At 66.7% G+C, this 12,191-nt stretch carries 12 protein-coding genes and 1 pseudogene; 12 read left to right on the forward strand and 1 reads right to left on the reverse strand.

The annotated features are described in order from the left end of the window. Positions 1 to 111: 111 nt before the first annotated feature. Positions 112 to 547 (forward strand): annotated as a pseudogene (locus tag AC1DFC_RS10995) (FAD-dependent monooxygenase); the annotation flags it as partial. A gap of 236 nt (positions 548 to 783) precedes the next feature. On the opposite strand, the gene AC1DFC_RS11000 reads toward AC1DFC_RS10995, so the two are convergent. Next, positions 784 to 996 (reverse strand): helix-turn-helix domain-containing protein, encoded by a 213-nt coding sequence (locus tag AC1DFC_RS11000; protein ID WP_478131877.1) that lies wholly within the window; start codon positions 994 to 996, stop codon positions 784 to 786. A 294-nt stretch (positions 997 to 1,290) separates the two neighbouring features. On the opposite strand from AC1DFC_RS11000, the gene AC1DFC_RS11005 reads away from it, so the two are divergent. The 11 genes from AC1DFC_RS11005 (at position 1,291) to trbL (ending at position 12,183) form a co-directional block, all read left to right on the forward strand. Beyond that, positions 1,291 to 1,839, forward strand: coding sequence for a helix-turn-helix domain-containing protein (locus tag AC1DFC_RS11005; RefSeq protein WP_478131912.1), 549 nt, complete (start codon positions 1,291 to 1,293; stop codon positions 1,837 to 1,839). Positions 1,840 to 2,043: 204 nt separating this feature from the next. Then, entirely contained in the window at positions 2,044 to 2,928 is an 885-nt protein-coding gene (locus tag AC1DFC_RS11010) for a LysR family transcriptional regulator (RefSeq protein ID WP_478179228.1), read from the forward strand. Positions 2,929 to 3,090: 162 nt separating this feature from the next. Continuing rightward, positions 3,091 to 5,091: a conjugal transfer protein TraG gene (locus AC1DFC_RS11015; RefSeq protein WP_478131879.1), complete on the forward strand. Its 2,001-nt coding sequence runs from the start codon at positions 3,091 to 3,093 to the stop codon at positions 5,089 to 5,091. Then, a complete protein-coding gene (locus AC1DFC_RS11020) occupies positions 5,088 to 5,558 on the forward strand; it encodes a CopG family transcriptional regulator (RefSeq protein ID WP_478131880.1) in 471 nt (156 codons plus the stop codon). The genes AC1DFC_RS11015 and AC1DFC_RS11020 overlap by 4 nt, the downstream gene beginning before the upstream one ends. A 61-nt stretch (positions 5,559 to 5,619) precedes the next feature. After that, positions 5,620 to 6,600, forward strand: a complete 981-nt coding sequence (trbB, locus tag AC1DFC_RS11025) for a P-type conjugative transfer ATPase TrbB (protein WP_478131913.1) — start codon at positions 5,620 to 5,622, stop codon at positions 6,598 to 6,600. Then, on the forward strand, positions 6,597 to 6,929 hold the full coding sequence (locus AC1DFC_RS11030; RefSeq protein ID WP_478131881.1) for a TrbC/VirB2 family type IV secretion system protein: 333 nt from the start codon (positions 6,597 to 6,599) through the stop codon (positions 6,927 to 6,929). Before trbB ends, AC1DFC_RS11030 begins: the two co-directional genes overlap by 4 nt. Then, positions 6,926 to 7,210: a VirB3 family type IV secretion system protein gene (locus AC1DFC_RS11035; RefSeq protein ID WP_478131882.1), complete on the forward strand. Its 285-nt coding sequence runs from the start codon at positions 6,926 to 6,928 to the stop codon at positions 7,208 to 7,210. The genes AC1DFC_RS11030 and AC1DFC_RS11035 overlap by 4 nt, the downstream gene beginning before the upstream one ends. A gap of 19 nt (positions 7,211 to 7,229) precedes the next feature. Next, the gene (gene trbE, locus AC1DFC_RS11040; protein ID WP_478179229.1) at positions 7,230 to 9,728 is read left to right on the forward strand and encodes a conjugal transfer protein TrbE; all 2,499 of its coding nucleotides are present in this window, start codon (positions 7,230 to 7,232) and stop codon (positions 9,726 to 9,728) included. Next, positions 9,725 to 10,489: a P-type conjugative transfer protein TrbJ gene (trbJ, locus tag AC1DFC_RS11045; protein WP_478179230.1), complete on the forward strand. Its 765-nt coding sequence runs from the start codon at positions 9,725 to 9,727 to the stop codon at positions 10,487 to 10,489. Before trbE ends, trbJ begins: the two co-directional genes overlap by 4 nt. A 10-nt stretch (positions 10,490 to 10,499) precedes the next feature. Next, complete coding sequence (locus AC1DFC_RS11050; RefSeq protein ID WP_478179231.1) at positions 10,500 to 10,805, forward strand: EexN family lipoprotein; 306 nt, start codon at positions 10,500 to 10,502, stop codon at positions 10,803 to 10,805. Between the two features lie 4 nt (positions 10,806 to 10,809). Next, complete coding sequence (gene trbL / locus AC1DFC_RS11055; protein ID WP_478179232.1) at positions 10,810 to 12,183, forward strand: P-type conjugative transfer protein TrbL; 1,374 nt, start codon at positions 10,810 to 10,812, stop codon at positions 12,181 to 12,183. Positions 12,184 to 12,191 lie beyond the last annotated feature (8 nt).

Here is a 12,191-nt window from a genome sequence, read left to right on the forward strand (position 1 = left end):
GCTTTCGTTCTCAGGGGCTGTCCGTGCGCTTGCGACGGGAGCCTCGCCTTGAACCAGAAGCGGCGTCCTCTTGACACAGGCGCATCGATTAAACACTTAAGGAGGATCCAGCTGGAAGGTGCCTCTTATGAGGGGTATTTCGTTATTGCCGACATCCGCGTCGATCTGCCCTTGCCGATCGAGAGGCTCGCCTTCTTCGACCCGGAGTGGAATCCTGGACACGGTCCTCATGCACCGCGAAACGCACGGGATCTGGCGCGTGGACTACCGGCTGCCGCGCGCGGAAACGCCGGATCAGGCCCTGCAGCCGAAATCGCTGAAAGCGTGGATCGACGCACAGCTCGAGATGAGGGGCCACGGCGGGGTGCCTTGAGAGATGGATTGGAGCTCGGTGTACTCAGCGCGTGCGCTGACGATACCGGACTATTTGCAAGGCCGCGCGCTGTTCGCCGGAGATGCCGCGCACCTGCTCCCGATCTTTGGCGTGCGCGGCGCCAACACGGCTTTCCAGGACGCGCAGTCGCTCGCGTGGCGCTTGGCCTTCATCGTCCCGTACTGGCAACCGGTTGTCGACCTACACCGCCGAGCGTCTCGCGACGCATCTCCAACGCGGACTTTCGATCTGAAATTGTCCAACTCGATTCTGCCGATAGGTTTCGCGATGGGTCCATTCGTGGCGCAACCTAGATCGTGCTAGAGCCCTTGCTTGCTCACCGCACAAAAGAGGATGAGGTAAATCAAGAATGGCGGTGCGCTCATCGGAGGACGAGGGCCCCATTGACACTACAGTCCTTTGAACAACTCCTCGAGGCGGACTCCCAATGCGACTGCCAGCGTTTCGATCACGGCCAGGGAAGGGTTTCGCACGCCGCGCTCCATGCCACTGACGTAGGTACGGTCGAGCCCGCAGCGCGCCGCGAAGTCTTCTTGCGAAAGGTCCCGTTCTTTACGGAGTTCCCGCAGACGTTTCCCGAATCGAACGGACAGTGAAATCACGGCCGCGATTGGGCTTCTTTGTAGACCAATTGACCACGGACTTATCGTCACATACCATGTAGACTAATCATCACTTTTAGACGATTCGAGGGTTGGATCCATGCCGCATACAGTCGCCAATTTCCCTCTGGATGCGCGAACGCGTCATCCTTCTCGCCGGGTGTGTTGGCTATCATGAGGAAATTGGCTCCCGCCTCGCCATTCCCAACGGCAGGGAAACTGCGCGTCCCGGTCGCCCTGTCGCGCCCGCGCCGCCGTCCTCCCCATCCTCAGCGGAGCGAGTCGGCGGCGCAGCTGGGGCTTCAGATCAAAGCGCTTCGGATGGCCGCCGGGATCTCGGGCAACGAACTGGCTCACTGTTGCGGCATCTCCGCTTCGCTGCTTTCCCGCGTCGAGCGTGGTCTCGTGTCTCCTTCCGTGGAGACGCTCAATCGCATCGCTGTCGGCCTGAACGTTCCGCTGTCGCGATTCTTCTGCGACCAGGCACGTCGCACGGACTGGTCATTCGTACCGGCCGGTCGCGGCGTCATGGTCAATCGCATGGGTGCGCTAAAGGACTACCGCTACGAGTTGCTCGGGCACCTGCTGTCCGGGAACTTGTTCGTTGAGCCCTATCTGGTAACGCTCCTGCCGCAGGCCGAGCCCTACAGCAGTTTTCAGCACCCCGGGATCAAGTTCCTGTACGTGATCTCGGGACGCGCACAGTACCGGTACGGCGGCAAGGTCGTGAACGTCGGCCAAGGCGACTCACTTCTTTTCGAGTCCAGCGTGCTTCATGGAGTGGAAGCGATCCTTGAAGCGCCGCTCTCGTACCTGTCGGTCGTATTCACGCTGCGGGGTTGAGGCTACCGAGCCTGTTTCCCTAACCGTCAACTGTTAGAAGTGACAGGATACATGCAGCGCATGTACCGCTAGGCTTCGCCGCGACGTCATCCCGACTGGCCTCGCACGTGGGGTGCGATGGAGTCAGCCAGATTGACGCATTCGACGCTCCCGCCCCGGAAAAGGGAGCGGGAGTTGGGGAAGCAGATGATTGAATTTCGCCACTTGCGCTACTTCACCGCCGTTGCGGAGGAGCTCAATTTCCACCGTGCGTCTGAACGCGTGCACATCGACCCGACGCCACTCTCACGCACCGTGCGCGATCTCGAGGAGAGGCTCGGGGTCACGCTCTTTGTTCGAAATCCCCGTGGCTTGGCCTTGACGCCCGCCGGAACCTGCCTGCTTGAGGAGGCACGGAAAGTCTTGTTGCGCGTCAATCGCCTCCAGCAGACAGTCCAGGCCACTGACGCGTGCTTCCGTGCGCCGCTGCGCATCGGCGTGGCCGATGGCATCGCTCAACCCAGGTTGTCGGAATGCCTCGTGAAGTGGCATTCGGTCTCGCCGCAGGTCCGTCTGGACCTGGTCGACATGCGGGCTACAGAACTTGCTGCCGCCCTGAAACGCGAAGAGCTCGATGCGGGCTTCACGTTCGGCGTGCCGGAAGATGATGCGCTCGCTCAAGAGCCAGCTTGGCGATACTCCACACAGGCGATTGTGCCGGTGAACCACACGCTCTCCGCGCGTCCGATGCTTCCAATCGCCCAATTGCTCACTTTTCCCCTGGTGACCTGCACCGCAGCTCGGCACCCAGGCTTGTTGCATCAGATGCGAAGCATCATGCTGCGGTACACACTGCTGCCGACAATCGCGAGCGAGGCGCATACGCTCACCGGCCACGTCACTCGCGTGGCGGCCGGGATGGGAGTCGGTCTGATCGACAGCGGCCATGGCGAAACCTTGGCCCGTTCGGATGTCGTGGTCGTGCCACTGGCCGAGGCTGAACACATCGTGACCTACGTGGTGCACAAGCACCGCCGTAGCGGACTCCCCGGCGCTCTCCAGCGCTTCATCGCGCACGCTAAGACGTTTCAAGCCGCTGCAAAGGCGTGAACGAACGACATAGCTCTACGCCCGCGCGTTGAGTTGCCGTCTGATCTACGCCATGACTCGCCCCGCTGGGTGTGCCATTGAGTGGCTTGAAACGAGACTTTGGCGAGCGGTGCCATTGAGGCACATCCCTAGTGACAACGAGGCGCGCGAAGGAGTCGGTTCATGTACGCAGCAGCCCACGGGATCTTGTTTGGACAAATTATCGGCATCTTGGGCGCTGCGGTCGGCGGGGTCTGGGCTGCCACACAGTGGACGGCGCAAGCGCTCGGTTACCAGCCAAGGCTTGGTGCCCGGTGGTTCGAGGTTTTAGGCGTGCCGGTCTACGAGCCATGGAAGCTGTTCGAGTGGTGGTACTGCTACGACGCCTATGCTCCCCAGGTGTTCGAGCGCGGCGGGGCCATTGCTGCATCGAGCGGGATGTCGGCCACTGGTGCAGCAATCGCGATGGCCGTATGGCGCGCGCGGATGGCCAAGCGGGTAACGACCTATGGCTCAGCCCGCTGGGCTGAGTGCGAGGAGATCGCCAAGGCCGGCCTGATGAGGTCAGCAGGTGTGTTTCTCGGCAGGGCATCGGACAAGGGCGGCTCCTATCTGCGTCATGACGGTCCTGAGCATGTGATGGCTTTCGCGCCCACGCGTTCCGGCAAGGGCGTCGGGCTCGTGGTGCCGACGCTGCTGTCCTGGCCCGGCTCGGCCGTGATCCACGACATCAAGGGCGAGAACTGGAACCTGACGGCCGGCTGGCGTGCGCGCTTTTCGCACTGCCTGCTGTTCAACCCGACCGATACGCGCTCGGCGGCCTACAACCCGCTGCTCGAGGTCCGCCGTGGCGCCCACGAGGTGCGCGACGTGCAGAACATCGCTGACATCCTGGTCGACCCCGAAGGTGCTCTGGAGCGCCGCAACCACTGGGAGAAGACCAGCCATGCGCTGTTGGTCGGTGCGATCCTCCACGTGCTGTATGCGTGGGAGGACAAGACGCTGCGCGGGGTGGCCAACTTCCTGTCCGATCCGGCATGCCCCTTCGAGGTAACGCTGCACCGGATGATGACGACGCGGCACATGGACGAGGAAGTCCATCCGGTTGTCGCCTCGGCCGCACGCGAAGTCCTCAACAAGAGCGACAACGAGCGCTCCGGGGTGCTGTCCACGGCCATGTCCTTCCTGGGGCTGTATCGCGACCCGACGGTGGCCGAAGTCACCTCGCGCTGCGACTGGCGTATCGCAGACTTGATCTCTGCTGAACATCCCGTGTCGCTGTATCTGGTGGTGCCGCCTTCGGACATCAGCCGCACCAAGCCGCTGATCCGCTTGATCCTCAACCAGATCGGCCGGCGTCTCACCGAATCGCTCGACGGCTCCGACGGCATCGCGCGGCTCCACAAGCTGCTGCTGATGCTCGACGAGTTCCCGGCCCTGGGCCGGCTGGATTTTTTCGAGTCGGCGTTGGCGTTCATGGCCGGCTACGACCTGCGTGCCTTCCTGATCGCGCAGTCTCTCAATCAGGTCGACAAGGCTTATGGCCCGAATCACTCGATCCTCGACAACTGCCACGTGCGCATCACGTTCGCCACCAACGACGAGCGCACGGCCAAGCGCATCTCCGAGGCGCTGGGGACGGCTACCGAATTGCGTGCGCAACGCAACTACGCCGGGCACCGGCTCGCGCCGTGGCTGGGCCATCTGATGGTCTCGCGCCAGGAGACGGCCCGGCCGCTGCTGACGCCGGGCGAGGTGATGCAGCTGCCGCCCGACGAGGCGGTGGTGATGGTCTCGGGCCATCCGCCGATCAAGGCTAGGAAGCTGCGCTATTACCAGGACCGCAACTTCACGCGGCGTGTGCTGCCACCACCGGCGCTGGCTCCGGGCTTCTACGCGGACAGGCCTGCAGCGCGACTCGACGATTGGAGCGGACTGGCGCCATTGGCCGCTCCCGAGGCTTTGTCGTCAGCCGATGCGGGTGGCTTGGCCGACGACGGCGGCCACCAACTCAAGCCCGAGCTGGAGGTCGCGCGCGACCCGTCAGCGCTACAGGAGGACGAGGGGCTGCTGGTGCTCGATGACGAGGGCGACGTGCCCCTGCGGCCGCGGGACGTGGACCGTCAGCGCACGCGTACCGCGCGCCTCGCGGCACTGGACCCTGACGACGGGATCGCGCTATGAGCCGGACTCGCCTCAACATCTTCATCGAGCCGGAGCACGCCAAGCGGCTGGATCGTCTGGCGGTGCACAAGGGCGTGTCGAAGTCTGCCGTGATCGCCGCCGCACTGGCATCGTTCCTGTCACCCGATGGGGGCGACCAGCGCGAGGCGGCGATCGCCAAGCGCCTTGACCGTCTCTCGCGCCAGTTTGATCGGCTTGAGCGCGACCAGAACATCCTGATCGAGACGCTGGCGCTCTATGTCCGGTACTTCCTCACCGTCTCGATCTCGGTGCCCGAAGGGCAGCAGGAGGCCGCACGGGCGCAGGGGCGGGCCCGCTATGTGCAGTTCATCGAGCAGCTCGGGCGGCACTTGCAGCGCGGGCGCAGTCTGGTACGCGAGATCCATGAGGAGATCGAGCCTGAAGCGGCGCCAACGCACGCGGGGCCGGAGGAACCGGAGGAGGCCGCTGATGGTCCAGCCGTCTGATCGTTCTTCCGGGTCGCTGACCGGCGCCACCGCGGACGGCGCGGTGGCTCGACGCATCCGCATGCTGCGCACGGCCATGGGGCCGGAGATCGCGGCAGCCCTTGCGGATCCGGAGGTTGTGGAGGTGCTGCTCAATCCCGATGGCTCGCTCTGGGTCGACCGGCTCGGCACGGGCCGCGCGCCGACCGGCGCGGCGCTGCCGCCGTCCGTGGCCGAACGCATCATCCGCCTAGTCGCCGCGCACGTGCGCGCGGAGGTGCATGCCGGTACGCCGATCCTCTCGGCCGAGCTGCCCGAGACCGGCGAGCGTTTCCTGGGCGTGCTGCCGCCGGTGGTGCGCGCGCCGTCCTTCGCGATCCGCAAGCGGGCGCTGCGCATCATGAGCCTTGCGCAGTACGTGGCCGACGGGATCCTGACGGGGGACCAGGCCGCGTTTTTGCGGCAGGCAGTGCGCGAGCGCCTGAACATCGTGGTGGCGGGCGGCACCAGCACGGGCAAAACGACGCTCGCGAACGCGCTGCTCGACGAGATCGCCGAGACGCGCGACCGGGTGCTGATCCTCGAAGACACGGTGGAGCTGCAATGCCGCTCCGACGATCACGTGAGCCTACGCACCGAGCGGGGCGTGACCGCGATGGCTGACCTGGTGCGCGCCACCTTGCGGCTGCGGCCCGACCGCATCGTGGTCGGCGAGGTGCGCGGTGCCGAGGCGTTGGACCTGCTCAAGGCCTGGGGCACCGGACATCCAGGGGGGATTGCCACCGTGCATGCCGGCTCCGCGCTGGGCGCCCTCACGCGGCTGGAGCAACTGGTGCAGGAAGTCTCCGTGACCGTGCCGCGCGCGCTGATTGCCGAAGCGGTCCACGTCATCGTCTTCATCGCCGGGCGGGGCCGTGCCCGGCGGGTGCGCGAGATCGCACGGGTCATCGGCCACGACAACGAGGGCTACCAGCTCGACACCTCGGCGGTGCCTGGTTTTCCGTTGCTCTCTTCATCTCGTCCTTCCCCTTCAACCCCGTCGTCTTCTGGAGAGCCGTCATGACGATTTCATGCAATTCCGCAAAGCCGCTTTTGCACGCGGCTTCAGCGGCAATGCTCTTGCTGGCCATCGCGCTGCCCGCGCAGGCGGCCGGCTCGAACATGCCCTGGGAAGCACCGCTTCAGTCGATCCTCGATTCGATCCAGGGGCCCGTGGCCAAGATCGTGGCGGTCATCATCATCATCGTGACCGGCCTGACTCTGGCCTTCGGCGACACCAGCGGAGGCTTCCGCCGACTGATTCAGATCGTGTTCGGCCTGTCGATCGCGTTCGCGGCGTCGAGCTTCTTCCTGACCTTCTTCAGCTTCTCGGGTGGAACGGTGCTGGCATGAGTGAGTCGACCGCTTTCTCAACCGCCCTTGCGCCTGGCTTCGAGATCCCGCTGCACCGGTCCCTCACCGAGCCGATCCTGCTGGGCGGCGCGCCGCGTACCGTGGCGATCGCCAACGGCACGCTGGCCGCCGCGGTAGGTCTCGGGCTTCAGCTCTGGTTACCCGGTATTTTTCTCTGGCTCGTCGGCCACGCGCTGGCCGTCTGGGGCGCGCGCCTGGACCCACAGTTCATGCAGGTCTTCGCGCGGCACATCAAGCAGCGCCCGCTGCTCGATGTCTGAGGCGAGCAGGGGAGACGTCATGCTGAATCTCGCCGAATACCGCAAGCGCCCGGCGCTGCTGGCCGACTGGCTACCCTGGGCCGGGCTCGTCGCACCCGGGGTCGTGCTCAACAAGGATGGATCGTTCCAGCGCACGGCGCGGTTCCGCGGGCCGGATCTGGACAGCGCGACGCAGGGCGAACTGATCGCCACTTCGGCGCGGCTGAACAACGCGCTGCGCCGGCTGGGTTCGGGCTGGGCGCTGTTCGTGGAGGCCGAGCGCTGCGAGGCGGCCGGCTATCCCGAGTCGTCGTTCCCCGAGGCGCTGTCCTGGCTGCTCGACGAGGAGCGCCGCGCGGCGTTCGAAGAAGACGGGAGCCATTTCGAGAGCCGCTATCACCTGACCTTGCTGTACCTGCCGCCCGAGGAATCGAAGGCACGCGCCGCGGGGCTGCTCTATGAGCGCGCTGGGACCGGCGCCCAGGATGGATCGGGTGCGTCGGACGGGTCGGATTGGAAGGGACGGCTGGAGACCTTCGTCTCCGAGACCGAGCGCCTGCTCGATTTGCTCGAAGGCGTGATGCCGGAGGTCGAGTGGCTGGGCGATGCGCAGACCTTGACCTACCTGCACGGCTGCGTGTCGACACGCCGGCATGCGGTCGCGCTGCCCGAAGTGGCGATGCACCTCGATGCGCTGCTGGCCGATGAGCCGCTGACGGGCGGGCTGGCGCCGATGCTCGGCGGCCGGCATCTGCGCGTGCTGACGGTGCGCGGCTTCCCGACCTCGACCTGGCCGGGGCTGCTCGACGATCTGAACCGCCTGGGCTTCGCCTACCGCTGGAGCACGCGCTTCCTGTGCCTGGACAAGGCCGAGGCCGAGAAGGAGCTCGTGCGCCTGCGCCGCCAGTGGTTCGCCAAGCGCAAGAACATCGTCGCGCTGCTGCGCGAGACCATCTTCCAGCAGGAAAGCGCGCTGGTCGACTCGGACGCCTCGAACAAGGCGGCGGATGCCGATGCGGCGCTGCAGGAACTGGGCAGCGACCAGGTGGCCTTCGGCTACGCGACGGCCACCGTGACGGTGCTCGATGCCAGTGCCACCGTGGCCGATGAAAAGCTGCGCGCGGTGGAGAGGGCCATTCAGGTGCGGGGCTTCGTGACGATCCCCGAGACGCTCAATGCGGTCGAGGCCTGGCTGTCGTCGATCCCGGGCCACGCCTACGCCAATGTGCGCCAGCCCATCGTCTCGACCCTGAACCTCGCGCACATGATGCCGGTGTCGGCAGTGTGGGCGGGACCGGAGCGCAATGCGCATCTCGATGGCCCGCCTCTGATCGTGACACGCACCGACGGCGCCACGCCGTTCCGGCTGGTCACACACATCGGCGACGTCGGGCACACGCTGGTGGTCGGCCCGACCGGCATGGGCAAGTCGGTGCTGCTCGCCACGCTCGCACTGCAGTTTCGCCGCTATCCGGGCTCGCGCATCCTGGCCTTCGACATGGGGCGCTCGTTGAGGGCCACGATCCTGGGGCTGGGCGGCGAGCACTACGACCTCGGGACTGATGGCGAGATCGCTTTTCAGCCGCTCGCGCGCATCGACCGGGATGGGTACCGCACCTGGGCGGCGGAGTGGGTGGAAGGGCGACTTCGACAGGAGGGCCTGGAGGTCGGGCCGGCCGAGCGGGAGATGGTGTGGTCGGCACTGGCCAGCCTCGCCACCGCGCCGCCCGAACAGCGCACGATGACCGGGCTGGCGGTGCTGCTGCAGTCGAATGCCCTGCGCCAGGCGCTGGCGCCCTATGTGCTCGGCGGTGCGCACGGGCGACTGCTGGACGCGGACCGGGACCGGCTGCGGGCGTCTTCCATCCAGTGTTTCGAGATGGAGGAACTGATGCACAGCAAGGCGGCCGTGCTGGCCGTGCTGGGCTACCTGTTCGCGCGCTTCGACGAGCGTTTCGACGGCGCGCCCACGCTGCTGATCCTCGACGAGGCCTGGCTGTTCCTCGACGACGCGGTGTTCGCCGCGCGCATCCGCCAGTGGCTCAAGACGCTGCGCAAGAAGAACGTCTCGGTCATTTTCTCGACGCAGAGCCTGGCCGACATCCAAAACTCGAGCATCGCGCCGGCCATCGTGGAGAGCTGCGCGAGCCGGATCTTCCTGCCGAACCCGCAGGCCACGGAGCCGCAGATCCGCGTGATCTACGAGGGCTTCGGGCTCAACCGCCGGCAGATCGAGATCGTCGCCACAGCGCAGCCCAAGCGCGACTACTACTACCAGTCGCGCCTGGGCAACCGGGTCTTCGAGCTCGGGCTCGGGCCGGTCGCGCTGGCGTTTGCCGGCGCGGCCTCGCCCGAGGACCAGCGTGAGATCGACCGCGTGCAGGCCTCGGTGGCGGCGTCGCAGTTCGCGCGGATGCCTTCGGTTTTCGCGGCCGCCTGGCTGCGCCACCGCGGTCTCGGTTGGGCGGCCGACCTCATTCCTTCATTTCCATCTGCATCCCCATCTCTTTCCTCAACCCCGCAGGAGTCAATGCCATGAACCTCCCGTCTTCCTTCAAACCCCGGATCGCCGCGCTGGTCGCGGTCAGTGCGATCGCTTTCGGTGTGGCCTCGCCGGCGCATGCCATCTTCGGCGTCGGCGACACCGTGTTCGATGCGTCCAACTTCATCCAGAACATGCTGACGGCGGCCCGCGCGCTGGAGCAGATCAACAACCAGGTCGAGCAGCTACAGAACGAAGCGCAGATGCTGCGCAACCAGGCAAGGAACCTTCAGGGCCTGGACTTCAGTGCGCTGTCCGAGCTCAAGTCGACGCTGGCGGCGACAAACCAGCTGATCCAGCAGGCGCAGGGGCTCGCGTTCAACGTCTCGCGCATGGAGGACGAGTTCAAGCGGCTGTACCCCGAGTCGTTTTCAGCGGCGATGTCCGGCGCGCAGATGGCCGGCGATGCGCGGCAGCGCTGGCGCAATTCGCTGGAGGCCCTCCGCACGGCGACGCAGGTGCAGTCGCAGGCGATGCAGAACTTCGCCGCCGACGAGCGGGCGCTGACCGATCTCGTGAACCGCAGCCAGTCCGCCACGGGTGCTTTGCAGGCGATGCAGGCGACCAACCAGCTGCTGGCGTTGCAGTCGCGCCAGGCGATCCAGGCGCAGCAGCTGCAGATCACGCAGGACCGTGCCGCGGCGCTGGAGCAGGCGCGGCAGGTGGCGGTGCAGGAGCGTGCGCGCGAGGTGCGCCGGCGCTTCATGGGCAGCGGCACGCCGTACACGCCCTACAGCGTGAATTTCTATGGCAGCTGAGGGGACATCCATGAAGAACCTGCTCCTCATCACCACGGCCATCGCCGTCCTGGTGCTCGCGGGCTGCGGCAAGTCCGAGCCTTCCCGGCTCACGATCGAATCCGTCGAAGCCCTGGTCGCGAATCCCGAGCGGCTGAAGGATCTGCGCGCGCAGTGCAAGGCCGACCACGCCCGGATGGGCGACGCGCAGTGCCATGCGGTGGCCGAGGCCACGCGGCAGCGCTTCATGAGCGGGGGCCAGTCGCCCTATGCGAACGATCCGGTCCCGCCACAGGCCGCACCGGCCGCACCGGCTGGCGCGGGCGCTAAGGACTGACGCGATGGACGATGTCGCGGTCATCGATCGCTTCCTCGATGTCTTCTCGCGCTACATCGATTCGGGCTTCGGCCTGCTGCACGGCGAGGTGGCGTTCCTCACGGCCACGCTGGTGGTGATCGACATGACGCTGGCCGGCCTGTTCTGGGCCATGGGCCATGCGAGCGGGCAGGGCGACGACGTGATCGCTCGGCTGATCCGCAAGGTGCTCTATGTGGGTGCGTTCGCTTTCATCATCGGCCACTTCAACCAGCTGGCCGGGGTCCTGTTCCGCTCGTTCGCGGGGCTCGGCCTGGTGGCATCGGGCTCCGGCCTGACGCAGGCGCAGTTCCTGCAGCCCGGCCGGCTCGCGCAAGTCGGCATCGAGGCGGGCCGGCCGATCATGGAGCAGATCGGCGAGATGACGGGCTTCCCCGAGACCTTCGCCCACCTGGACACCATCGCGGTGCTGTTCCTGGCCTGGCTGGTGCTGATCGTGAGCTTCTTCGTGCTCGCGGTGCAGCTGTTCGTCACTCTGATCGAGTTCAAGCTGACGACCCTGGCGGGCTTCGTGCTCGTGCCCTTCGCCTTGTGGAACAAGACCGCGTTCCTGGCCGAGAAGGTGCTGGGCAACGTGGTGTCGTCGGGCATCAAGGTGCTGGTGCTGGCCGTGATCGTGGGGATCGGCACGGGCCTCTTCGCGGAGTTCCGCACGCCGCCCGGGGCCGAGCCGTCCATCGACCATGCGCTGACGATCATGCTGGCATCGCTCGCGATGCTGGGCCTGGGAATCTTCGGGCCGGGAATCGCGACCGGACTGGTGTCGGGCGCGCCGCAGCTTGGTGCCGGCGCGGCGGCGGGCACGGCCCTGGGTGCGGCGGGCCTGGCCGTCGCTGGTGGCGCGGCCGTAGCAAGCACGGGTTCCGCCGTGGCCGCGGGGGCGCGCATGGCGCCCGGGGCAGCGCGTGCGGCCATCGGCGGCGGCGCAGCGGCCGCACGTTCGGCCAGCGGTCTGGCGACCGGTGCGAAGTCGGCCTACCAGGCGGGCGCGGCGGCATCCAGTGGCGGTGGCGTGCGCGCGGTCGGCGCAGGCCTTGCCCATCTCGCGAAAACCGGTGCCGGCGCTGTCGGCCAGCGCGTCGCGTCCGGCGCCCAGGCGGTCAAGGAGCGCTTGGCGAGCTTCGTGGCCGATGCCGCAGCGCCTGCGACCACGGGGAATGCGGCATCTGCCGGTGCGGAGGAGGCCGGTGGACCCACCCCCGAACCCGCATGGGCCCGGCAGATGCGCCGCAAGCAGCAGCTGAGCCATGCGGCCTCGACGACGGCTCACGTGCTGCGCTCGGGCGACCACGGCGGCAGCGGCACCGGCCCGACCCTGCGCGACGAGTCCAACGGCTGATCCGTTTT

The organism is Variovorax sp. 10L421 (genome assembly GCF_056395365.1).

What these genes read in the sequence shown, in the direction of transcription:
- AC1DFC_RS11020 (WP_478131880.1), top strand. Translation starts at nt 5,088, where the DNA reads ATGAGCCGGACTCGCCTCAACATCTTCATCGAGCCGGAGCACGCCAAG.
- trbB (WP_478131913.1), top strand. Translation starts at nt 5,620, where the DNA reads ATGCTGCGCACGGCCATGGGGCCGGAGATCGCGGCAGCCCTTGCGGAT.
- AC1DFC_RS11050 (WP_478179231.1), top strand. Translation starts at nt 10,500, where the DNA reads ATGAAGAACCTGCTCCTCATCACCACGGCCATCGCCGTCCTGGTGCTC.
- trbE (WP_478179229.1), top strand. Translation starts at nt 7,230, where the DNA reads ATGCTGAATCTCGCCGAATACCGCAAGCGCCCGGCGCTGCTGGCCGAC.
- AC1DFC_RS11035 (WP_478131882.1), top strand. Translation starts at nt 6,926, where the DNA reads ATGAGTGAGTCGACCGCTTTCTCAACCGCCCTTGCGCCTGGCTTCGAG.
- AC1DFC_RS11015 (WP_478131879.1), top strand. Translation starts at nt 3,091, where the DNA reads ATGTACGCAGCAGCCCACGGGATCTTGTTTGGACAAATTATCGGCATC.
- AC1DFC_RS11030 (WP_478131881.1), top strand. Translation starts at nt 6,597, where the DNA reads ATGACGATTTCATGCAATTCCGCAAAGCCGCTTTTGCACGCGGCTTCA.
- trbL (WP_478179232.1), top strand. Translation starts at nt 10,810, where the DNA reads ATGGACGATGTCGCGGTCATCGATCGCTTCCTCGATGTCTTCTCGCGC.
- trbJ (WP_478179230.1), top strand. Translation starts at nt 9,725, where the DNA reads ATGAACCTCCCGTCTTCCTTCAAACCCCGGATCGCCGCGCTGGTCGCG.